At 69.5% G+C, this 20,945-nt stretch carries 25 protein-coding genes; all 25 read left to right on the top strand.

The features are described 5' to 3' along the window. On the top strand, positions 1-295 hold a 295-nt coding region (locus MFF21_RS14100), incomplete at its 5' end, for a hypothetical protein (RefSeq protein WP_238311753.1). Then, the gene (locus tag MFF21_RS14095) at positions 292-468 is read left to right on the top strand and encodes a hypothetical protein (RefSeq protein ID WP_238311752.1); all 177 of its coding nucleotides are present in this window, start codon (positions 292-294) and stop codon (positions 466-468) included. The genes MFF21_RS14100 and MFF21_RS14095, both read left to right, overlap by 4 nt. After that, positions 465-692 (top strand): hypothetical protein, encoded by a 228-nt coding sequence (locus MFF21_RS14090; RefSeq protein WP_238311751.1) that lies wholly within the window; start codon positions 465-467, stop codon positions 690-692. The genes MFF21_RS14095 and MFF21_RS14090 overlap by 4 nt, the downstream gene beginning before the upstream one ends. 328 nt (positions 693-1,020) lie before the next feature. Beyond that, positions 1,021-1,311, top strand: coding sequence for a hypothetical protein (locus MFF21_RS14085; protein ID WP_238311750.1), 291 nt, complete (start codon positions 1,021-1,023; stop codon positions 1,309-1,311). Between the two features lie 69 nt (positions 1,312-1,380). Next, positions 1,381-1,560: a hypothetical protein gene (locus MFF21_RS14080; RefSeq protein ID WP_238311749.1), complete on the top strand. Its 180-nt coding sequence runs from the start codon at positions 1,381-1,383 to the stop codon at positions 1,558-1,560. After that, entirely contained in the window at positions 1,557-2,144 is a 588-nt protein-coding gene (locus tag MFF21_RS14075; protein WP_238311748.1) for a phage tail protein, read from the top strand. Before MFF21_RS14080 ends, MFF21_RS14075 begins: the two co-directional genes overlap by 4 nt. A gap of 176 nt (positions 2,145-2,320) precedes the next feature. Then, positions 2,321-2,809 (top strand): terminase small subunit, encoded by a 489-nt coding sequence (locus tag MFF21_RS14070; protein ID WP_238311747.1) that lies wholly within the window; start codon positions 2,321-2,323, stop codon positions 2,807-2,809. Beyond that, positions 2,778-4,763, top strand: coding sequence for a terminase gpA endonuclease subunit (locus tag MFF21_RS14065; RefSeq protein WP_238311746.1), 1,986 nt, complete (start codon positions 2,778-2,780; stop codon positions 4,761-4,763). The genes MFF21_RS14070 and MFF21_RS14065 overlap by 32 nt, the downstream gene beginning before the upstream one ends. Further along, on the top strand, positions 4,760-6,505 hold the full coding sequence (locus tag MFF21_RS14060) for a phage portal protein (protein WP_238311745.1): 1,746 nt from the start codon (positions 4,760-4,762) through the stop codon (positions 6,503-6,505). The genes MFF21_RS14065 and MFF21_RS14060 overlap by 4 nt, the downstream gene beginning before the upstream one ends. Next, positions 6,480-7,631 (top strand): head maturation protease, ClpP-related, encoded by a 1,152-nt coding sequence (locus tag MFF21_RS14055; protein WP_238311744.1) that lies wholly within the window; start codon positions 6,480-6,482, stop codon positions 7,629-7,631. Before MFF21_RS14060 ends, MFF21_RS14055 begins: the two co-directional genes overlap by 26 nt. Before the next feature lie 62 nt (positions 7,632-7,693). Further along, a complete protein-coding gene (locus MFF21_RS14050) occupies positions 7,694-8,068 on the top strand; it encodes a head decoration protein (RefSeq protein WP_238311743.1) in 375 nt (124 codons plus the stop codon). Positions 8,069-8,163: 95 nt separating this feature from the next. Next, positions 8,164-9,192, top strand: a complete 1,029-nt coding sequence (locus MFF21_RS14045) for a major capsid protein (RefSeq protein ID WP_238311742.1) — start codon at positions 8,164-8,166, stop codon at positions 9,190-9,192. A 5-nt stretch (positions 9,193-9,197) separates the two neighbouring features. Then, on the top strand, positions 9,198-9,608 hold the full coding sequence (locus MFF21_RS14040) for a hypothetical protein (protein ID WP_238311741.1): 411 nt from the start codon (positions 9,198-9,200) through the stop codon (positions 9,606-9,608). Next, on the top strand, positions 9,605-10,381 hold the full coding sequence (locus MFF21_RS14035) for a hypothetical protein (RefSeq protein ID WP_238311740.1): 777 nt from the start codon (positions 9,605-9,607) through the stop codon (positions 10,379-10,381). The genes MFF21_RS14040 and MFF21_RS14035 overlap by 4 nt, the downstream gene beginning before the upstream one ends. An 8-nt stretch (positions 10,382-10,389) precedes the next feature. Next, a complete protein-coding gene (locus MFF21_RS14030; RefSeq protein WP_238311739.1) occupies positions 10,390-10,620 on the top strand; it encodes a DUF2635 domain-containing protein in 231 nt (76 codons plus the stop codon). Between the two features lie 3 nt (positions 10,621-10,623). Continuing rightward, the gene (locus MFF21_RS14025) at positions 10,624-12,114 is read left to right on the top strand and encodes a phage tail sheath subtilisin-like domain-containing protein (protein ID WP_238311738.1); all 1,491 of its coding nucleotides are present in this window, start codon (positions 10,624-10,626) and stop codon (positions 12,112-12,114) included. A gap of 71 nt (positions 12,115-12,185) precedes the next feature. Further along, entirely contained in the window at positions 12,186-12,569 is a 384-nt protein-coding gene (locus MFF21_RS14020; RefSeq protein WP_238311737.1) for a phage tail tube protein, read from the top strand. A 131-nt stretch (positions 12,570-12,700) separates the two neighbouring features. Continuing rightward, complete coding sequence (locus MFF21_RS14015) at positions 12,701-13,078, top strand: hypothetical protein (protein WP_238311736.1); 378 nt, start codon at positions 12,701-12,703, stop codon at positions 13,076-13,078. Between the two features lie 76 nt (positions 13,079-13,154). Then, positions 13,155-15,728, top strand: a complete 2,574-nt coding sequence (locus tag MFF21_RS14010; protein WP_238311735.1) for a phage tail tape measure protein — start codon at positions 13,155-13,157, stop codon at positions 15,726-15,728. Between the two features lie 23 nt (positions 15,729-15,751). Next, the gene (locus MFF21_RS14005; protein WP_238311734.1) at positions 15,752-16,981 is read left to right on the top strand and encodes a DNA circularization N-terminal domain-containing protein; all 1,230 of its coding nucleotides are present in this window, start codon (positions 15,752-15,754) and stop codon (positions 16,979-16,981) included. Continuing rightward, positions 16,981-18,030, top strand: a complete 1,050-nt coding sequence (locus MFF21_RS14000) for a phage baseplate assembly protein (RefSeq protein ID WP_238311733.1) — start codon at positions 16,981-16,983, stop codon at positions 18,028-18,030. The genes MFF21_RS14005 and MFF21_RS14000 overlap by 1 nt, the downstream gene beginning before the upstream one ends. Continuing rightward, the gene (locus tag MFF21_RS13995; RefSeq protein WP_238311732.1) at positions 18,030-18,524 is read left to right on the top strand and encodes a phage baseplate assembly protein domain-containing protein; all 495 of its coding nucleotides are present in this window, start codon (positions 18,030-18,032) and stop codon (positions 18,522-18,524) included. Before MFF21_RS14000 ends, MFF21_RS13995 begins: the two co-directional genes overlap by 1 nt. A 3-nt stretch (positions 18,525-18,527) precedes the next feature. Next, complete coding sequence (locus MFF21_RS13990) at positions 18,528-19,097, top strand: phage GP46 family protein (protein ID WP_238311731.1); 570 nt, start codon at positions 18,528-18,530, stop codon at positions 19,095-19,097. Next, a complete protein-coding gene (locus MFF21_RS13985) occupies positions 19,094-20,215 on the top strand; it encodes a baseplate J/gp47 family protein (RefSeq protein WP_238311730.1) in 1,122 nt (373 codons plus the stop codon). Before MFF21_RS13990 ends, MFF21_RS13985 begins: the two co-directional genes overlap by 4 nt. Next, the gene (locus MFF21_RS13980; RefSeq protein ID WP_238311729.1) at positions 20,212-20,931 is read left to right on the top strand and encodes a hypothetical protein; all 720 of its coding nucleotides are present in this window, start codon (positions 20,212-20,214) and stop codon (positions 20,929-20,931) included. Before MFF21_RS13985 ends, MFF21_RS13980 begins: the two co-directional genes overlap by 4 nt. The last annotated feature ends 14 nt before the right edge of the window (positions 20,932-20,945 follow it).

The raw sequence follows: 20,945 nt of genomic DNA, 5'->3' as shown, positions 1-20,945 counted from the left end.
TCGAATACCTGTTCACCTGGAACGGGGCCGAGACGCACGTCCTCCAGCAAGGCGCACACACCGCCATCATCGTCTGACCATGCCTCCGCGCATCGCTTTTCGCTCCGGCCTCACTGGCTGGGCGATCGAACTCGCCTCCTCATCCTGTGAAGCGCCGCTCTTCCTCGCCGCCGAGGGCACCCGCATCCGCTGGGTGCCCGCCCGCGACGAGGCCGAGCTCTTCGCCACTGCGGCGAAGGCTTGGGACCACGTCTTTACCGAACAACTGCCTGTCGCTGTCCGGGTGAGCGCTTGATCAGCCCTGCCGATCGCCTCGCCGACACCTCTCCCGAGCCCGATCCGGTGCTCTCCGGCGAGGAGGCCGAAGCGCTCGCTGAGACTGCGCCGACCGAGGAGGCGCTCGCCGCGATCGCCGCGGCCGAGGCGCGCGAGGCGCGCTGGATCCCGGCGCGGAAATTTCGCCCATGACGATGACCGACGCGCAGTTCGAGCGGCTGCCCGAGCTCCTGCAGGCCATCGTGGTCGCCGATCGCGGCATGCCGGCGATCCGCAGGATGATCTCTGCCCGCGTGCCGGCGATCGTCCAGCTTCGCATTGCGCGGGAGCACCTCCGACGTCGGCGAGAGCTGACCGCTGCGGCGGCTCAGGTCTGGGGCCACCGTCTTTCTGGTGAGGGTCCCGCGCGATGCTGAGCCTCGCCGAACATCGCGTGGCTGACGCCCGCACCGCTTCTCGGAGCATCCCTTGACCTGCTCGACGTCGTTCGCTCTCGGCCGCTGGCGCGGCGCGATGGGAAAGCCGCTGGCCGTACCGCTCGCCGATTCCGTGTGCCGTTCGTCCTACGAGGATGGTCACGAGCGCGGTCGACAGGAGCGTGCCGCCCACGCAGCCGCTTGCCGGACCAAGGGCTGGCGCCGATGAGCCAGCAGCTGCCGCGACCGACGCATCAGATCATGGGCTGATGTTGCGCGGTTGGCTTTGGCGCCTCGTGCGCGCGCTCGAGCTTGGAAGTTTCTGACCATGCTGCGTCCCGTCTTCGCTGCCATGCTCGGCTCGGCCTTCGGCGCGATGAACGTCGCCGCGGTGCGCGAGCGGCTTGCTGACCAGCTCGTCCAGCCCGTCGAGGCTTGGAGCGTGCTCGCCGTGGCGCTGCTCGCCGGCGCCATCGCCGTGATCATCTTGCCGCTGCGCGAGCCGCGGCGCTGCGGGCATCAGCCGTCCTGCTGCGGTGCTCGCCGGCCGGCCCCGCCGACAGGCGGTTCCGGCGTCACGCCCCCGCGGGACGCCGCCGGCCGCTTCACGGCGCGCTGATGCCCCAGACTGTCCGCGTGCTCGACCCGGTGTCGGGCCAATACGTCACCATCACCGTAGGTCGCTGACATGGGCTGCCGTTGCTCGGAACGCCGCACCGCCATCGTCCAGGCGACGAAGGCCATCGCGCGCGGTGACGCCCGCGCCGCCGCAGCGCAGGCCGGCTTCGTCGGGCGCACGGCCGCGGAGGACGCGCGCGCCGCCCTCGCCACCCGCATCGCGACGGCGAGGTCCAGGCTCGGCCGATGAGCGGCGGCCTGTTCGTCAGCCTCGACGCCTCGGCGATCCAGCGGCTCGGCAACCAGATCGGTGCGGCCGGGAAGAAGGCGCCTCTGGCGCTGGCCCGGGCCATCAACCACACGGGCGCCAAGGCCAGGACGCGGATGATCCGCGCACTGGTCCCGCAGACGGGCCTGAAGCGCAAGGTCATCGTGAAGGCGCTCCGGGAGAGCAAGGCCTCGGAAGGGGCGCTCACCTACGCCATTCGCTCGCACGGCGGCGATATCCGCCTGAAGCACTTCGGAGCCCGCGAGACCGCGAAGGGCGTGAGCGCCGCGCCCTGGTCCAAGCGTGAGGTCTACGCGGGCACCTTCATGAAGGCCGGCTGGTGGCCGCATCGAGTCGTGAAGCCGAACTGGAACGGCCAGGTCTTCGAACGCCTGAACAGCAAGACCTCGACCGGCATGGACCGCTTCCACGTGGTCCGCTCGGGCCTGTTCATCCCGGAGGAGATGGTGAAGGGCGCCAGCGCCGAGGCCTTCTACTCGATGGCCGCCAGCGATCTGCCCGCCCGCCTCGAGCACGAGCTCGGGAGGGTGATCGGAGGGTCGTGAAGGGCTGGCATCTGGCATGCCAGTGGGCAGAACCCTCCCCAAATGTTGCATAAATGCAACGAATGGAACCCGGCGGGTCCTTCCCCGGGGGGCCTCGGTGCGGGCGGGAGACCCCGGGTTTCGAGCATTTTTCGGTTTTCGATTTTCGCGTTTCGCTTTCGCTTTGAGGGGCGGCGATGGAGGTCTCGACGGAGGACCTCGCCGAGATCCTCGGCGTCTCGGCGCGGCGCATCCAACAGCTTGCCAGCGCTGGGGTTTTGCGGCGTCTCACACACGGTGAGTGGCTGCTGCCGGAGTGCGTTCAGGCCTTCATCGAGCACAAGGTCAAAAGCGAAACGGCCCGCGCCGGGAAGGCGGCGGCGAACGGCGGGGATCGCCTGAAAGAGATCAAGGCGCGCCGGGAAGAGCTGAAGCTCGCCCGGGAGGAGCGGGAGCTCGTCCCGCTCGCCGACGCGCTGTTCGCCATGGACCAGGTCGCCGGCACCCTGGCCCTCGAGGTGAACAACATTCCGGCCCGACACACCCGCGATCTCGACGAGCGCGAACGCCTGCAGGTCGAAATCGATGCCGTCCTCTCCACCGTGGCCGACCGCATCGCGGAACGCGGCGCGGCTCTACGAGCGGACCGCGACCTTGGTCCGCCCGAAGACGAGGACGACGCCTGACGAATGGGGCGCGGAGAACCGGACCTATCCGGCGAGCTCCGGCTATCCGGGCAAGCGCAACCCGCGCCTGACGCCCTACGGCATCCCGTTCGGGCGGGCCGTCGCCTCGAGGCGGTACAAGCGCTGCGTCTTCGTGATCTCGGCCCAGTCGGGCAAGTCGGAGACGCTTCTCGACATCATCGGCCAGCGCCTGGATGAGCGGCCGGCGCCGATCCTCTACATCGGCCCGAACAAGCAGTTCATCCAGGAGCAGTGGGAGCCGCGCGTCATGGCGCTGCTCGACGAGGCTCCGACGCTCGCCAGCAAGGTCGCCCGCGGCAAGCGGATGACCAAGACCCGCAAGGTGATCGCGGGCGTGCCCCTCCGGCTCGCGCATGCCGGGTCCTCGACCGCGCTGAAGTCCGATCCGGCCTCGCTCGCCCTCACCGACGAGGCGGACGAGCTGATGGCGAACGTGAAGGGCCAGGGCGACCCGATCGGCCTGATCGATGCCCGCGGCGACACCTACGCCGATTTCGTGCACGCGATGGTCTCGACCACCTCGCACGGCGCGAAGGAGACGGAGCTCGATCCGGTCTCGGGCCTGTGGTTCTGGAAGGTCCAGCCGGCCGAGAGCATCGGCTCGACGGTCTGGAAGTTCTGGCAGTCGGGGACACGGTACCACTGGACCTGGAAGTGCCCGCATTGCGGCGAGCGCTTCGTGCCTCGGTTCGATTGCCTCGCCTTCGACGGCAAGGGCGACGAGCTCAACACGACCCAGGCCGCCGCGCGCGCCTCGGCGCACCTGGTCTGCCCGCGCAACGGCTGCATCATCACGAACGACGCCAAGGCGGAGATGAACGCCACCGGCGTCGAGGTGGCGCCCGGGCAGGGGCTCGACGAGGACGGGAACCCCTACGGCGATCCGCCGGTCTCGGACACCTGGTCGCTCTGGACCTCGGGGCTGTGCTCGCCCTTCCAGAGCTTCGGCGATCGCGCCGCGAAGTATGTCGAGGCTGTCCAGACGGGCGACCCGGCCAAGATCCAGACCGTCATCAACGCCGCGTTCGGAGAGCTGTGGACCGCCTCAGGAGGCGATGCTCCCGATGCCGAGGAGATCGCCGGCCGGAAGCTCCCCTATCGCCGCGGCGAGATCCCCGCTGGCGTCCTGTTCCTGACGGCCGGCGTCGACGTCCAGAAGGACCGGCTGATCTTCGTCATCCGCGGCTGGGGGGCACGCCAGGAAAGCTGGCTCATCCAGTACGGCGAGATCTTCGGGGACACCCGGCTCGACGACACCTGGCTCGATCTCGCTGAGCTCATCGAAAACGGACACGCTGGTCTGCCGATCCGGCGTGTCTTCATCGACTCCGGTTTCCGCCCGGGCAAGCGCAACGCCGGCGACGAGAACAAGGTCTACGAGTTCTGCCGGCGGCACGCCCGGCACGTCTTCCCGACGAAGGGGTACGAGACCCGTTCGGTACCGATCTCGGTCAACCGCATCGATGTCACGCCCGTCGGAGGGAAGCCGGCCTACGGCCTCGACCTTGTGCGCCTCGACTCGGACGTTCTGAAATCCTGGATCCATGCCCGCGTTCGCTGGCCGGTGGATCAGCCCGGCGGCTGGCACATCCCGGAGGACGCCGAGGAAGCCTACTGCCGGCAGATCGTCTCCGAGGCTCGAATGACGAAGCCCGGCGGTGGTTTCACCTGGGTTCGCCTGCACCCCGACAACCACTTCCTCGATTGCGAGGCACTCGCCTACGGCGCGGCGAAGATGATCGGCCTCGAGCGGGTGCGGGTCGAACCGGCACCTGCGGCTGCCGAGCGGGCAGCTGAGGCCGAAGCTCCGGCGTTCCCGGCGCCAGCTCCTACTCCGCGGCCGGCTGCTGCGCCGGCGTCTGCTTCGGTCCGGTCCAAGGCCCCGCCGGGTTTCATGCGTCGCCCGACCGGTGGCTGGCTCTCACGAGGATGAACGATGCCCTGGAGCCAGTCCGACATCGAAACCCTGAAGATGGCCATCGCTACCGGGACCAGCCGGGTACGCTTCGCCGACGGTCGCGAGGTCTTCTACCGGAGTCTCGCGGACATGCGCTCGACGCTCGAACAGATCACCCGGGAAGTGCTCGGGCCGTCGGCCAGCCGCCCGCTTCGCATCGTCGCCGGCTATCGCTCGAACCTGTCGTCCTGATCGCCGTGGCCAAGCCGAACCTCCTCGATCGCGCGATCGGCGCCGTGGCGCCCGCGCGTATGGCGGCGCGCCTTGCCGCGCGCAGCCGGGCGGAAGGGATCTCCCGAGCGACGGCGCTCTATGACGGCGCAGCCCGTACCCATCGCACCGCCGGCAAGCATATTTCCACCTCGGATGCGAACGCCGAGATCCTGTATGCGGCCGGGCGCCTGCGCGACGTCTCGCGGGATTTCGGGCGGAACAACCCGTATGCGAGCAAGGCGGTCAGCGGCATCGCCTCGAACGTTGTCGGCACCGGCATCATTCCCTCGGTCTCGGGCCTGAAACCGCGCGGCACCAAGGCCCTGCAGGCGCTCATCCGTGAGCATCTCGACACCACGGACATCGATCTCGATGGCCGTAACACCCTCTACGGCCTGCAGGCGCTGATCATGCGCACGGTCGTAGAGAGCGGAGAGGCCCTGATCGTCCGATACCAGCCGGAGGCCTCTCTCCGGCTCGCGGTTCCGCTGCAGGTCCGCGTGCTCGAGCCGGACTTCCTGGACCTCAATAAGACCGGTCCCCTGGGCGACGGGAACGTCGCCTTCCAAGGCATCGAGTTCGACCGGCACGGCCGGCGCGTCGCCTACTGGCTCTACCCGGAGCATCCCTACGGGGTCGGGTATCGTCGCTACGGCACCTCGAAGCGGGTGCCGGCGGAGGATGTGATCCACGTCTATCGGGTCGACCGTCCGGGCCAGGCCCGGGGCATTCCATGGGCGGCGCCGGCGATCATGACCTTGTGGGATCTCGGCGACTACGAGGATGCCGAGCTCCTCCGCCAGAAGATCGCGGCCTGCTTCGCTGTCTTTTGGATCGACAGGGACACCGGCGAGCCGACCTTCGGGCCCAATGGAGAAGTCCGGTCTGAACAGGGCTCGCCCGTCGACATGCTCGAGCCGGGCATGATCACGCGGCTGACTGGCGGCTCCGACGTCAAGGTCGCGACCCCGCCGGTGACCAGCGCCTATCCGGATGTGCAGCGCGCCAGCGTGCGCAAGATCGCCGTCGGATACGGCGTCCCATACGACCTCATCTCGGGCGATCTCAGCCAGGAGAACTTCTCGGGCGGCCGCCGCGGCTGGCTCGAATTCCAGCGCTCGATCGACACATGGCGCAGCCACATGCTGATCCCGCACGCCTGTGTCGGGATCGGGCGCTGGTTTCTGGACGCCTGCGCGGTCCCCCTGAACGGGCCGACAGCGGGCCGGCTCGACTGGACCCCACCGAGACGGGAGATGATCAAGCCCTCGGAGGAGATCCTCGCCGCGCGCGACGCGATCCGCGCCGGCCTGTCCTCGCGCTCGGAAGAGCAGCGCAAGCTCGGGTTCGATCCGGAAATCCTTGATGCGGAGATCGCCGAGGACAACCGTCGTGCCGACGCCGAGCACCTGAAGTTCGACAGCGACGGTCGCTTTCCGATGAACGCGCCGCGCCCGATCCCCGTCGAAGGCGACCAGAATGCCCCCGTCCAGCCTCCTCGTTAACGGCGAGATCCTGCTCTACGGCGATGTCGGCGACCCCTGGTGCTGGGGCGACGGCTTCACCGTGGCCGATGTCGCCGGCGCCCTGGCCGAGCACGGTAGCGGCGACGTGACCGTGCGCATCAACTCCGGCGGCGGCGTCGCCTTCGACGGCGTGGCGATCTACTCGCTGCTGCTTGCCCACCCCGGCAAGGTGACCTGCATCGTCGACGGCATCGCGGCCTCGGCTGCCTCGCTGATCCTGATGGCCGGCGAGGTGCGCCAGATCCGCGACGGCGCGATGGTGATGATCCACGACGCCTCGGGCGTCACCTTCGGCACCGCCGCCGACCATCTCCGCAACGCCACCGTCCTCGACAAGCTGTCCGACCAGTATGCGGGCATCTACGCCGCCCGCAGCGGGATGGAGCGGGACGCTGCCCGGGAGATGATGAAGACCGAGACTTGGCTCGACGCCGACGAGGCCGTCGCCAAGGGGCTCGCGACCGGCAAGATCGAGGATCTCGCCGAGACCACCGCCAGCTTCGACTACCGGATCTACGCGCACGCCCCGCAGGGCCTGCCGACCCGATCCCGCCCGAAGGCCGCGCCTGCGGCATCAACCGCCACGGCCAAACAGGAGAAGACCGTGCCCGCCGAGAACACCACCGAGACCACCGTCGTCGCCAAGGCCTGGGCGCAGGCGTTCTATGCCGCCGCCAGCGAGGCGGATCTGCCGCTGAAGACCCTGATCGGCATCGTCGCGAAGGCCGACACGGCCGAGGCCGCCGAGACCGCTCTCGCGGCGGCGATCGAGGCCGCCAAGGCCAAGCCCGAGCCGCAGCCCGAGCCGGCGCCGACCGCTCCGGTGGCACAGGCCGGCAAGACCTGGACCCAGCAGTTCTACGCCGCCGCCGAGAATTCCGGCCTCCGCCTCAAGACCCTGAATGAGATCGTGGCCAAGTCCGCCTCGATCGACGTCGCCAAGGACGCGCTCATCGACGCGATGTCCGCGGCCCAGAGCGGCAACAAGCCGCCCCCCGCCGCCGGCCATCTCAGTTCCGAGAGCGGCAAGGACGACAAGGCTGCGAGCATCCTCGCTTCCTTCCGCAAGGCCGGCGGCCGCACCCGCGAGACGGTAGCCCGCTGATCCACCCGAACTGACCTGTGACCAGGCGCCCGGTGGCGCCGGACCAAAGGGACTGAGCCGCCATGGCCCTGAACGAGACCAACACCTACCTCCCCGAGAACGCGATCCTCGGCACCATGCCGGTCTACTCCGAGCCGGAAATCCTCGCATCGGGGGCCCTCTATCCGGCGCTCACCGTCGTCGGCCGGGTCACCGCCAGCAAGAAGCTGGTGAAGGCCGTGAAAACCGCCAATGACGGTTCGCAGAAGCCCGTCGGCATCGTCGTGAGGGACATCGACGCATCGGCCGGCGACGCCGTCGGCCCGGTCTACAAGGCCGGCGAGTTCGATCCCACCAAGCTCTTGATCGATGGGAGCTTTTCGACGGAAGACGTGCGCCTGGCCTTCGAGGGTACCCCCCTCTACCTGCGCACGCCGCTCCCCCTGACCACCTTCTGATCCCGTCACGGAGCGGCACTCACCGCCTCCGCCGCCCTGCGCCCGCCTGACGGGCGACCTGAACCTCCCCCGACATCGATATCCCGGAGCCGGTCATGACCCTGGTCTATGACACGCACACGCTCGCCCGCGTCATGGACGAGCGTGTCGACACCCCCTCGACCTTCCTGCTCGACCTGTTCTTCCCCGAGACCCAGAACTTCGACACCGAGAGCATCGACTTCGACCTGATAAAGACCGGCCGGAAGCTCGCGCCGTTCGTGCATCCCGACGCCTCGGCCAAGCCGACGACCTCGGGCGGCTACATCACGAAATCCTTCCGCCCCGCCAACGTGAAGATGCTGGAGGTGATCAAGCCCAACCGCGCGATGAAGCGTCGGGCAGGCGAGCGCTACGCAGGAGAGATGAGTCCGTCCGAGCGCATGGACGCGATCATGGTGGACGTGCTCCACGCTCAAGATCGCGCTCGCCTCTTCCGTCTCGAGTGGATGGCCGCGCAGGCCCTGCGCTTCGGCAAGGTCACGGTCGAGGGCGAGGACTATCCGACCCAGGTGGTGGATTACGAGCGCGATCCGTCCCTGACCGTCACCCTCACCGGCAACAACCGCTGGGGCCAGGCCGGCGTGAAGACCATGGACTCGATCGAGGCCTGGGCCACCGCGGTCCAGGACAAGTGCGGCATCGCTCCGACCACCGTCGTGCTCGGTGGCGGCGCCTGGAAGCTCGCCCGGGCCGATGACGAATTCCGCAAGGTTCTCGACATTCGCCGCCAGGCGACCGGCAACGTCGAACTGGGACCGATCAAGCCCGACGACGTGTCGCGCGCGCGCTACCTCGGCGGCGTCGGCGACTTCGAGTTCTGGACCTACCAGCAGAGCTACGAGAACCCCGACGGCACCTCGGCCCGGTTCCTCGACGACCTGAACGTCATCATGGGATCGCCCGCGATCGAGGGCGTGCGCGCCTTCGGCGCCATCATGGACGTGACTTCCCTCGTGGCCCAGGAAGTCTTCCGCAAGGTCTACGACACCGAGAACCCCAGCCGGCGCCACGCATACTCGGAGTCCGCACCGCTGGTCGTGCCCTCGCGCGTCAACGCAAGCTTCTGCGCCAAGGTCAACTGACCCTGATGGGCTCGCCGTTCGATGCCGCGATGAGGGCGGCCGACCGCACCATCGACGGCGTCTTCGGAGAGCTCTTCCACGTCGACCCGATCGCGGATGCCTCCCAGTCCGACCTGGACGTGAACGGGCCGCGCCGGGCCGATTCCACGCGGAACCCGCTGCCGGTCACCATGACCTTCCAGGAGGTGGGCGACGACTATTTGCCCACCGCCCGGCGGGTTGCCGGCAACGCCGCGCAGCGGCTCGTCGGCGCCAAGATCCTGCTCTCGGTGATCGATCGGAATCTGCCCTGGCAGCCACGTGAGGGCGATGGGTTCCGCCGGGACAAGACTGGCGTCATCTATCGCGCCACGAAGGTCGAGCCCGATGATGCCGGCCGCATCTGGATCTCGGTGATCGTGGAGCGGGCCCGATGACGCTCGCACGGGCCGCGCTGCGCCTGGCGACGGTCGGCGCGCTCGCCGGCGTCAAAGGCGCCCGACCGACGCTTGCCGAGAACCGGGTCTTCGACAGCCGCATCGGCGCGATCGATCCGAAGAGCCTGTCCGACGCCAAGCCGATCCTCATCGTCCAGACGGATGGCGACGAAGGCACCCCCACCGACATGAAGGACGGGGTCTCGCCCGCCGGCGGCCCGCCCTTCTGGCGCAACGTCGACCTGGTCATCGAGCTCTCGATGGTCGCCCAGGCCGACGAGGGCCAGGGATTCGCGATCGGCTATCCGGTCACCGACGCGGCTCTCGAGGCACAGCTCGACTTCCTCGAAGGCCAGATCTGGCTCACGCTGGCCTACGGCGCGACGGCGATCGCCGCCGCCTTCCGGAAGATCGCGAAGATCCACGGCTACGAGAGCCACCGGGCGGCTTCGGACGAGCACGGTGACCGGGTCGCCGCGCGCATCCTCACCCTCAAGTGCCGGGTGCACGACGGCTGCCCCATGCCGCCTCGGGGTGCCACCGGCCTCGACGCCCTTCCCGCACCGCTCTCGACGGTCGCGAAGGCGGTCGCCCCGGGCTCCTATGCCGCGGAAGCCTGCGCGAAATTCGCCGAGGCCCTGGTCGCCGTCGACCGCGCCAAGCCGCCCCTGCCGGCTTTGCGAAGCCTCGGCATGGGCTTCGACTTCGCCCTCTCCGGTGAGGGCGACGGGACGCCCGACGTCTCCGCCGAGCTCGTCCTCAACCCCGGGTAAGCCCTTCCATGCACACCGTCTTCGTGACGCCGCGTCTTCTCGACGACGGCGAGGCCGCCCTCGTGCGCATGCCCGAGCGCGGCTACGCGCCCCTGCCGATCGAGGGCCGCGACGTGCCCCTCGACGAGTACTGGTCCCGCCGCCTGCGCGACGGCGACGTCATCGAGGGCGGCCCGCCCGCCGATGCCCCCGAAGCCCCGGCCCCCAAGGCCGCTCCCTCCGTGTCCCAGGAGCCGTAAGCCATGGCCGCCGGCGTCGCCTTCAACACCATCCCGGGCAATCTGCTCGTCCCCTTCACCTATTTCGAGGTGAATTCCGGTGGCTCGCCCTATCAGGGCCAGTCGCGTCTCCTGCTCATCGGCCAGAAGCTGGCCGGCGGCGCCGCGCCCGCTGGCGTGCCCTACGGCCCGGTCCAGTCCGAGCGCGAGCTGACCGCGCTGGGGGGCGTCGGCTCGATGCTGGTCGGCATGTTCCGCGCCGCGCGCAAGGTCGCCCCCTACCAGCCGATCTGGATCCTGCCGCTCGCCGAGCCGGCCGGCTCGGCCGCCGCGGGCTCGCTGACCGTGAACACGGCGCCGGGGATCACCACCGTCGGCGTCCTGCGCGTCTGCGGCGTCCGCCTGACCATCCAGGTCCTGGCGAGCGACACCGCGGCCACCATCGCGGCCAGCATCGCCTCGGCGGTCAACGCCGCGCTCGTGCCGGTCACGGCCGCCGTCGACGGGACCAATCCGGCCAAGGTGAATCTGACCGCACGCCATGTCGGCACGCTGTCGAACGGCCTCGACGTCTTCCTGCCCGCCAAGGAGGTGAACGGCCTGGTCGGCAGGACGACCATCGTGGCGCTGTCCGGCGGAACCGGCGTGCCCTCGCTGACCACGCCGCTCGCCAACCTCGGTGACGACGAGTTCGACTGGATCGCGCTGCCCTACGCCGACGCCACCTCGCTCGATTCGATGCGCGCCTTCCTGTCGGACGTCTCCGGCCGCTGGTCGCCCTCGAAGCTGCTGTTCGGCCATGCGCTCACGGCCGCCTACGGGAGCCTCTCGACGCTGGTCACGCTCGGTAACAGCCGCAACGACCGCCACGTCTCGATCCTCGGCTCCCAGGCCGCCCCGCCCCCGATCTGGGAGCGCACTGCGCGCCTCGCCGCCCTGGCCGCCGCGCACCTGTCGGATGCACCGGAGCTGTCCCGGCCGCTGCAGACCCTGGAGCTCGTCGGCGACCTGCCGCCCGACGATCGCTCCCTCTGGTGGTCCTCCGCCGATCGCCAGGCGCTCTACGTCGACGGCATCTCGGCCACCCGCGTCACCCCGGACGGCGTCGTCCTCGCGGACCGCATCCTCACCACCGAGCAGGTCAACGCCAACGGCGTGCCCGATGCCACTTTCCGGGACATCGAGACCCTGGCGCAGATGATGTTCGCGGTGCGCTTCTTCCGCGCCGCCGTCTCGGCCAACCACGCCCGCCAGGCCCTCGTCGACGACAACCCGGCCGGCCTGCCGGAGCTCACCACGGAGAACGCGGTGAAGATGACCCTCATCCACGCCTACCAGGCGCTGGTGAACCTCGGCGTCCTCGAGAAGGCCGACCTCTTCGCCCAGTTCGTGGTGGTCCGGCGCGACCCGAACGATGCGAGCCGGCTGAACGCCTACCTGCCGGTGGACGTGGTCAACCAGCTGCGCGTCTTCGCCGGCAACGTGACCACCTACCTCCAGTACCAGGCCGCCTGAGGCCTCTCCGTCCCTTCCCTTCACGACACCCCGCCCGGTCCTGAGAGGGCCGGCGGAGGCGGAGGCCTGCCATGAGCTCCGATTGCTGCGATTCCTTCGGCGGTCGCATCACCATCACCGCCGGGAGCGAGAAGCTCGTCGCCCGCGGCGAGATCACGCTCGACATCTCCGACCGGGAGGTCTCGGCGGAATCGAACCAGGACGGTTCGACCTACTACACCACGAAGATGATGCCGGTCGGGGGCGACTGCTCGTTCACCGAGACGTGCTCCGGCTCCTGGCCCGACCGGATGAAGAACTGCAAGGTCAACATCACGATCGTCGAGGAGGATCACGGCCGCCAGCACCTGTTCACGGGCACGCGTCTGATCGGCCGGCCGAAATACAACACCTCCACCGGCGAGATCTCCAACGTCACCTGGGCCGGCGGCACCTACAAGCGCATCATCTCCTGACCCGCGCTCAAGCCTGCGAAATTTTCGCGGGCCTCGTCGGCGCGCCGGATTCCCCGGTGCAGCCGTGAGAGCATCCGGACTGCCCATCCCCGCGCGCCGCCCAGCCCGTCCTCCAGCCTGAAGCAGGATCCATGGCCAAGACCGTCACCGTCGACCTGGAACGCCCGATCGAGGGCCACGAGGGCGCGATCCACAAGGTTGTCCTGCGCGAGCCGAAATGGCGGGACATCATGCCGATCGGCCAGCCCTTCACCATGCACTTCCCGAAGGGGGCCTCGCCGGTTCTGGTGGAGGATCACGAAGCTCTGGCGCGCTACGCAGAGCTCCTGGTGGTCGAGCCCAAGGAAAGCTCCCTCCTCGACCAGCTCGGTGTTGCGGACACCTTCAAGATCCGGAACCAGATCATCGGTTTTTTCCTCGAACCCGCCGCGGCGAGCGGGGCCTCGAAGACGTCGCAGCAGACTTCGTCTTCGAGCTCGGATGGTCCCCCCTCGACGTCCAGGGCCTGACCATCAACGAGATGCTCTGGTGGTACCGCCAGACCATCAAGCGATCCAAGAAACCGCGACGATGAGAGGCTGAGCCGTGGCCGGACGCATCATCGAAGCGAAGGCCGTCATCAGCGGCGAGGACCGCCTCTCCAAGGTCATCGAGGGGATCGACAAGCGGCTGAAAAGCCTGGGAAAGGGCGTCAAGGTCTCGGCGGACGTCGAGCGCCTGAACCAGTCCCTGGCCAACACCCGGCGGCAGCTCGAGGCGATCGACCGCATCAACGCCGCCCAGTCGAAGCTCTCCTCGGCGCGTCTCGGCCTCAACGGTGCCCAGCAGCGCGCCGATCGGCTCGCGCTCGAACTGGCGGCCGCCCGGAAAGTCCAGGACGCCAAGGCGGTCACGGAGCTGACGGCCCAGAGCAAGGTCGCGCAGCGCGCTGTGAATGCGGCCACGGCAGCGGTCGAACGCCAGGCGGCTGAACTCGGGAAGGCCCGGCGCGCCTTCGCCGAGTTCGGGGTGCCGGTCGAGAACCTGGTTGCGCACGAGCGCGCGCTGAAGGCCTCGGTCGAGCAGACGACGGCTGCCCTCCACCGACAGGCGGCCGAGCAGCGCAACCTGCGGGACATCGCGGTCCAGACGCTCGCCAAGCAGCAGGCCGCGGAGCGGCGCCAGCACGAGATCGGCAAGCTCGGGGTCGGCCACGCGCTCGCCTATGGCGCCGCCGGCTATGTCGGCGTGCACAGCGTGGCGCACGGTATCGGCGACACCATCCACGCGGGCGCTCGCTACCAGCACGAGGTCGTCGCCCTGCAGAATGCCGGACGCACGCCGGAAGAGATGCGCGAGATCGAGCACGCCTCGCTCGCTGCGACCGCCGCGGTGCCGACGGCGACCTACGAGGAGAACCTCAAGGTCATCAACGAGACGACGGGCGCCTTCGGCTCGCTCCACCACGCAATCGAGAACCTGCCGTTCATGCAGAAATCGGCCTTCGCGTTGAAGATGAGCGCGGGCGACAAGGTGATGGATGGGCCGGGCGAGCTCGGCAACAAGCTGGCCCGATTCTTCGAGATGCGCGGGACCGCCGGGAACACGCCAGTGTTCCAGCGCGAGGCCGGCGAGATGATGCGCGCGATGATCTTCACGCGCGGCAACTTCAACCCGGGCGAGATGGTCAACTTCGCCCAGCAGGCGAAGGCCTCGCTGCCGCTCTACTCCGAGCGGTTCATGTCGAAGATCGTGCCTTCCCTGGTGACGGAATTTGGCGGCGACCGGGCCGGTACCGGCGCGAACGCCTTCCGCAACGTCATCATGGGCAAGGCCAACGACAAGAAGCAGGCCGAGGAATGGGTCAATCTCGGCCTCCTCGACAAGAACATGGCCATCATGAAGGGCGGCCACGCCGTCTCGTGGAAGGCCGGTGCGGTCAAGGACACGAACACGGCCTTGACCGATCCGCTCGAATGGGCGGAGAAGACGCTGATCCCGGCCTTGAAGAAGAAGGGCGTGGACGTCGACGACAAGCTCGAGCTGTCCAAGGCCCTCGGGACGCTCTTCCGCAACTCGAACTCGAACATGTTTGCGGAGGCGCTGTCGCAGAAGCTGTCCCGGCAGCGGCTGCACAAGGACGAGGACAGCATCAACAAGGCGGGCACGCTGGACGAGGTGTACCAGCGGAACCTGGGCAAGGATCCGACCGCCACGGTGAAGGCGGTCACCGCCGCCCTGGAGAACCTGGCGAGCGCCGCCTCTTCCCCCGCCATGGAGACCGCGGCCGGCCTCCTGAACACGCTGGCCGAGCGGCTGAATGCGATCGCCAACGTGGCCAAGGAGCACCCGGCCGCTGCGCTCGCGGGCGGGACGGCCGTCGCAGGCGCCGGTCTCGCCGGTGCGGGCTGGATGTCCTACCAGTTGCTGAACGGGTTCGGCCTGGGCAAGTCGGCCGCTGCCCTCGACGTCTCGGCAGGGCTCCTGAACGAGGCTGCGGTCGCGCTCGGCGCACAGGGCGCGGGCCCGAAGGCGGCTGCCGCGGCGGCGGGCGCTGGTGCCGGAGCTGGACGAGCCGGGACCATGCTCCCCCTTCTCGCCGGTGCGGGCCTGCCGCTGGCGGGTGCCGCCGCCCTCACCGCGGTGCTGGTCTACGGCTCCGACGAGACGAAGGGCATCGTGCATGGCGGACGTCCCGACATCTCCGCGAATCCGTCCGACGAGTTGCCGGGCCTGCCCGCGGCCGATGCACAGGCGCCGGCGGCGGGCGGCTCCAAGATCGTCGCCTGGTGGCGATCGCGGATGCCGACCTGGATGGGCGGAGACCCTTCCACGCCGCTTCCGGTCGAGATCAAGGCGATGCCGGAAAACGGTGGGGCCTTGTCCGGCCCGAAGATGCCGGGCACCGGCTCCGACGAGGCGGGCGACAATCCCGCCGGCGGGAAGAGCCCGATCACGGCGGAGGTGAAGACGCTGCCGCCCCTCTCCGGAGAAGTGACGGGCCAGGCGAGCCTGACCGGCAACATCACGGTCGAGCCCTCGCAGTGGTTCACCACGAAGATCACCGGGCTGGAAAACCAGGTGATGCAGCTGTCCGGCAAGGTCTCCTCGCTCGCCTCGAACGGGCCGGGCTCGACCGGCAAATCCTCGCCCGACGCCGGCCGCGGCGGCCGGGACTGATCCCGACACCGTAGGACATCGCCATGTCGGGCTGCGATCCCAGCGCGGAGCTCTGGCCCGCCTCTTTCCGCGGCGTCCCCTTCTTCGTCCTCAACGACGAGGAAGCGGGCGGCCGCCGCCTGGTCGTGCACGAGTTCCCCGGCCGGGACGACCCCTACAACGAGGACCTCGGCTCGAAGGCCCGCAAATACGAGGTCACGGCCTACCTGGCCTCGGAGGGCGCGGCCGCGAGCGCCCGGGCGCTGACGGCGGCCATCGACCGCGAGGGCGCCGGTTCGCTGGTGCTGCCCACCCACGGCCCTATCCAGGTCCGAGGGCAGGACTTCAAGCGGTCCCGGGAGCGGGATCGCCTGGGCTACATCGCCTACAGCCTCTCCTTCGTCCGGGAAGGCTACGCCTCGGCCCTGTTCACGGCGGCGAGCCTCGCCAACCTCATCTTCGTGGCGGCCGATGCCGTCGAAGGCGTCATCGGCAGCGCCTTCCAGGGCGCACTCTCGCTGATCGGGATCGCCGCCGATGCGACGGCGCTGCTGCCCGACTACGTCCTGGGCGCCGCGGTCGACGCCTTCGACACGGCCGCGCTCACCCTCAATGTCCTGCGCCTCGACAATCCCGTCGACCCCGCCGTGTCCCTCGCCCAGGGCCAGATCCTCGGCGTGCTCGCCACCGTCGACGCGGCTGCGATCGAGACCGACCCGGCGACGCCAGCGGCCGGCCTCGTCGCCGCGGCGCGCGACCTCGGCGACGGTCTCGCCCCCGCGCTGGCCGCTCCGGCCTTCCTGTCGGTGGTGGATTTGGCAGCGCCCGTGGCGGCGCCCCCGACCGCGACGGAGAACCGGAAGCGGGCCGTGGCCGCACAGAACGCTGCGCTCCGCGTCCTGCGCGTCGCGGCGCTCACGGCCTATGCCGAGGCGCTGGCCCGCCAAGCCTACGCCTCCCGGGCGGAGGGCGTCACGGCCCGGGCCGACGTGGCGGAGTATTTCGGGGCGGAGCTCGAGGCCTGTGCCGGCGCCGGTGATACGGCGCTGTTCGAGGCCCTCGAGGGCCTGCGCAACGCCGTCGTGGCCTACCTGTCGAACGTCATCACCACCCTCGCCCCGGTGGTGAGCGTGGAAACCAGGATCCGGTTGCCGGCGATCGTGCTGGCCTACCGGCTCTACGAGGATCCCGCCCGGGCCGACGAGCTCGTCGCCCGCAATGCCGTGCGCGTGCCCTCGCGCATGCCGACGACGATCGAGGCGCTGGCCTACTGATGCCCCAGGAAATCGTGACGATCTCGGTCGGGGGCACGCCCTACACGGCCTTCGAGAGCGTGTCGGTGACCGCGGAGTTCGACGCGGCCGCGCGCAGCTTCGAGGCGACGATCGCCGCGGAGTTCGGGCCCGGCGCGACGCACGGCATCTTCGCCGCCGGTTCGGAGGTGAGGATCGCCTCGAACGGCGACCTGCTGCTGACAGGCTACGTCGATGCCTACAGGCCGTCGCTGACGTCGAGCTCGGCGTCGATCGGGATCTCGGGGCGCTCGAAGAGCCAGGATGCCATCGACTGCTCGGCCGACCACAAGACCGGCCGGATCGAGAAGAAGGACCCGGTCGCGATCGCCAAGGAGCTCGCGGACGGGATCGACGTCGAGATCGAGACCGACCAGCAGCTCGAGAAGGTCGAAGCCTACCAGCACACGCCGGGCGAGACCCTGTTCCGCTGCCTTGAGCGCCTGGCGCGCAAGCAGGGCTGCACCGTCACCGGCACCGCCGAGGGCGGGATGAAGGTCACGAAGGCCGGATCCAAGCGGCACGCCGGCGGCCTCATCGAGGGCGTGAACCTCCTGGTCGGGGACGCCAACCACGACTGGTCGAACCGGCACAGCTCCTACACCGTCAGGGGGCAGCGCGCGGCCGGGCACGGCAAGGGCGCCCTCGAGCTGGAGGCCAAGGTCAGGGACGCTGCCGTGGGCCGGCACCGCCCGGTCATCGTCATTCAGGAGGACGACACCGACGAAAAGACGGTGAAGAAGCGGGCGGAGACCCGGCGCGATCGCGCGGCCGGCAACGCGCTCTCCGCCACCATCACCATGCAGGGCTTCCGCGACCAGGCCGGCAAGCTCTGGGAGCCCGGCTACCTGGTCTGGGTCGAGAGCCCGTTCCTGTCGATCATGCAGGACATGCTGATCAAGTCGGTCAACTTCTCGAAGGATGGCGAGGGTTCGAAGACCCGCCTCGAACTCTGCGACCCGCGCGCTTTCGGCGGCAAGGCCGGCAAGGGCAACAAGTCCGGCTCCAGCTGGGGCCTCGGAGGCACCTGATGGCCTATTTCGACACGGACGACGCCGTGCGCACCATGCTGCGCCGGGCCGCGATCAAGAAGGTCGAGGACGACGGCACCCAGCAGATCGTCACGGCCACCGGGCTGAAGGGCGAGGAGTTCAAGGTCTACCGCCAGCAGGGGCACGGCGTCTCCTCGGTGCCGCCGATCGGGTCCGAGGGGTTCGTCCTGGCGCTCGGGGGCCGCTCGGACCGGATGCTGTTCCTGCAGGGCGAGCACAAGGACCACCGGCCGTCCAAGCAGAAGGCCGGCGACACCGTGATCTACGATGCCCATGGCAACGCGATCTCGCTGGTCGAGAAGAACATCCGCCTCGTCAGCGGCGGCACCATCACCCTCAAGGGCCAGAAGATCGTGCTCGACGGCGAGGTCCACCTCGGCGGCGAGGGCGGCCAGCTCGTCCATCGCAAGGGCGACGTCGACAGCCACGGCGATACCGCCCAAGGATCCGCCTCGAAGGTCTATGCGGTCTGAGCCATGGTCGACGTGCGCATCCGTCAGGCCGAGGGCTGCGACGGCGATCCGTACCTGGTCTGGGACACGGTCTGGTCGGGTGACCTCGTCGTGCTCGAGAACGGAGCGGATTGGGCTCTCGCCGGCAGCGACGAGCCGAGCAACCGCGGCGGCCTGCAGGCGAAGGCCGGGCTCGCCTCCGCCGTGATCCTCTGCCTGTTCACGGACCGGCGTTGCCCGACCGACCATCCGCTCGCCTACCTCGCCGACGGCGATCCGCGCGGCTGGTGGGGCGACGCCATCGACGTCGACGCCGCCGCCGGCGAGGGCCCGCTCGGCTCCCTGCTCTGGCTGTTCCGGCGCGCGCCCCTGTCGGGCCCGGCCGGCGAGGACATGCGGCGCTGGGCCGAGCAGCTCGCCTACGAGGCCCTCGAGCCTCTGCAGAGCCCGCAAGGGATCGTCGCGCGCATCACGTGCACCGCGACGCTGAACGAGCCGCGCCAGCGCATCGAGCTCGAGGTCGGCCTCTACGCGCGGGAGGGCACCACGCTGTTCGCCCGGCGCTTCGAACAGATCTGGGAGCAGGTCGCGTGAGCTTCACGATCCCGAGCCTCGCCGACACGGTCCGCCGGGCCCGCCTGAGCTTCCGTTCCGAGTTGAAGGGCTCGGACGCCGCGATCTGGCCGAACAACCTCTCCGTCACCGCCAAGGTGATCGGCGGGGCGATGGCGGCCCTGTTCCAGCGCCTCGACATCGTGCGCCAGGACATCTTCGCCCACACGGCCAGCCCTGACGGCGTGCTGCGGCACGCCACCGAGTTCGGGCTGTCCCGGCAGCCGGCCGCGCCGGCGGTCGGCACCGTCGTGATCGCGACAAGCGGTCCCTCGACCGTGCTGAAGGGCGCCACGCTCCTGCGCTCGGATGGAGCCGCCTTCGTCACCGCCGCGGCCCGGACCACCACGGGCGCCGAGACCTACGCGATGGGCGTCACCGCCCTCGTCGCCGGCACAGCCGGAAACACGGAAGCGGATGCGCTCCTCGATCCAGGCGACGGCACCTCCGGCGCGATCGACAGCATCACCGTCGATGCCGCCGGCCTGAAGGGCGGCGCCGAGCCGGAGGATATCGGCACGAGCCTCCGGGCACGGGTGCTGTTCCGAAAGCGCAATCCGATCCACGGCGGGGCGCCGGCCGATTACGTGTCCTGGGCCGGCGAGGTCGCCGGGGTGACCCGGGTCTTCGTGGCCCGCCGCCCCCTCGGCCGCGGCACGGTCGCGGTCTACCCGCTGATGGACGACAGCCGGCCCAACGGCATCCCGACCCAGGCGGATCTGGTCCGTATCTCCGAGCACCTCCAGCTCTACGCGCCCTCGGATGCGGACGTCTTCGTGCTGGCCGCCCAGCCCTACCCGATCGACGTCACGCTCTCCAAGCTCGCGCCGAACATCAAGAGCGTCCAGAGCGCGATCCGGACCGAGCTCGCCGATATGATCGCCCGGCGCGGCCGCGTCTCCGGAACCGATGCGGGACACCCCGCCCTGCCGTTCCTGACCACGCCGCATACGATGTCGGCCAGCTGGTTCGACGAGGCGGTCTCGCAGGCCTCCGGGGAGGACAGTCACGGCCTCGCCGCGCCCGGCGCGGACGTGGTGATCCCGGCCGGCTTCATCCCGGTGCTCGGCACCCTCTCCTTCCCGCAGGTCTCCTCGTGAGCGACTGCCTGATCGGCATCGATCCGGAGTACTGCCCGGATCTCGACGACTGCCACGCCGAGTTCCGCGCGCTCCTGCCCTCGGGGCTTGCCTGGGCGGCCGCGCACCGTCCCGGGAGCGTGCAGTGGGGCTTCTGGCGCGGCGTGGCGCATGTCTTCGCCTTCGCCCACCAGCGCATCTGCGATCTGCGCCGGCAGTTCTGGTGTGGCACGACCGACGAGCTCGAGGACGCTTGGCTCGTCGAGTACGGCCTTCCCGACGCCTGCGACCCCTTTCCGGACCTCTGCAGCAAGGTGGCCGCGCTCGGGGGCACCCGGTGCGATTACTACCGGGAGATCGCACGGCGCGCCGGGTGGGAGATCGAATGCTCGAGCGACAACGGGGACTGCGCGAGCTATGCCGACATGATGGTGATGGACTGCGCCGTCGCCGGCGGCGATTACGTGCGCTCGCACCTTCTCTTCACGGTCTACCTGAACCAGAGCCCGGCCTACACGCAGACGTCGGCCGGCGCCGTCTCGATGGACTGCAGCATTCTCGACGCGGTCTTCGGCTGTGATCCCGACATCTCGGCGCTGGCCTGTCTCCTCGAGCGGGTCGTGCCCGCTCACGTCGAGGTCGCCTACCAGCTCGATTACGGCACTCAGGTTCTCGGCACCGAAACGGCATCGCCCGTCGTGACCGAGCAGAACGCGGCCATCCTCATCCACGCGTGACCGCCGGCCCTGAC

The organism is Methylobacterium organophilum (assembly GCF_022179465.1).
GTDB classification, from domain to species: domain Bacteria; phylum Pseudomonadota; class Alphaproteobacteria; order Rhizobiales; family Beijerinckiaceae; genus Methylobacterium; species Methylobacterium organophilum.
The sequence above is the reverse complement of the archived record's forward strand: the minus strand, read 5'-3'. Positions and strand labels throughout refer to the sequence as shown.

Coding starts and splice junctions, on each gene's coding strand:
- MFF21_RS14075 (WP_238311748.1), top strand. CDS start 1,557: ATGAGCGGCGGCCTGTTCGTCAGCCTCGACGCCTCGGCGATCCAGCGG.
- MFF21_RS14035 (WP_238311740.1), top strand. CDS start 9,605: ATGACGCTCGCACGGGCCGCGCTGCGCCTGGCGACGGTCGGCGCGCTC.
- MFF21_RS14015 (WP_238311736.1), top strand. CDS start 12,701: ATGGCCAAGACCGTCACCGTCGACCTGGAACGCCCGATCGAGGGCCAC.
- MFF21_RS14020 (WP_238311737.1), top strand. CDS start 12,186: ATGAGCTCCGATTGCTGCGATTCCTTCGGCGGTCGCATCACCATCACC.
- MFF21_RS14070 (WP_238311747.1), top strand. CDS start 2,321: ATGGAGGTCTCGACGGAGGACCTCGCCGAGATCCTCGGCGTCTCGGCG.
- MFF21_RS14005 (WP_238311734.1), top strand. CDS start 15,752: ATGTCGGGCTGCGATCCCAGCGCGGAGCTCTGGCCCGCCTCTTTCCGC.
- MFF21_RS14030 (WP_238311739.1), top strand. CDS start 10,390: ATGCACACCGTCTTCGTGACGCCGCGTCTTCTCGACGACGGCGAGGCC.
- MFF21_RS14025 (WP_238311738.1), top strand. CDS start 10,624: ATGGCCGCCGGCGTCGCCTTCAACACCATCCCGGGCAATCTGCTCGTC.
- MFF21_RS14040 (WP_238311741.1), top strand. CDS start 9,198: ATGGGCTCGCCGTTCGATGCCGCGATGAGGGCGGCCGACCGCACCATC.
- MFF21_RS14000 (WP_238311733.1), top strand. CDS start 16,981: ATGCCCCAGGAAATCGTGACGATCTCGGTCGGGGGCACGCCCTACACG.
- MFF21_RS14055 (WP_238311744.1), top strand. CDS start 6,480: ATGCCCCCGTCCAGCCTCCTCGTTAACGGCGAGATCCTGCTCTACGGC.
- MFF21_RS14045 (WP_238311742.1), top strand. CDS start 8,164: ATGACCCTGGTCTATGACACGCACACGCTCGCCCGCGTCATGGACGAG.
- MFF21_RS14080 (WP_238311749.1), top strand. CDS start 1,381: ATGGGCTGCCGTTGCTCGGAACGCCGCACCGCCATCGTCCAGGCGACG.
- MFF21_RS13990 (WP_238311731.1), top strand. CDS start 18,528: ATGGTCGACGTGCGCATCCGTCAGGCCGAGGGCTGCGACGGCGATCCG.
- MFF21_RS14085 (WP_238311750.1), top strand. CDS start 1,021: ATGCTGCGTCCCGTCTTCGCTGCCATGCTCGGCTCGGCCTTCGGCGCG.
- MFF21_RS13995 (WP_238311732.1), top strand. CDS start 18,030: ATGGCCTATTTCGACACGGACGACGCCGTGCGCACCATGCTGCGCCGG.
- MFF21_RS14090 (WP_238311751.1), top strand. CDS start 465: ATGACGATGACCGACGCGCAGTTCGAGCGGCTGCCCGAGCTCCTGCAG.
- MFF21_RS14050 (WP_238311743.1), top strand. CDS start 7,694: ATGGCCCTGAACGAGACCAACACCTACCTCCCCGAGAACGCGATCCTC.
- MFF21_RS14060 (WP_238311745.1), top strand. CDS start 4,760: ATGAACGATGCCCTGGAGCCAGTCCGACATCGAAACCCTGAAGATGGC.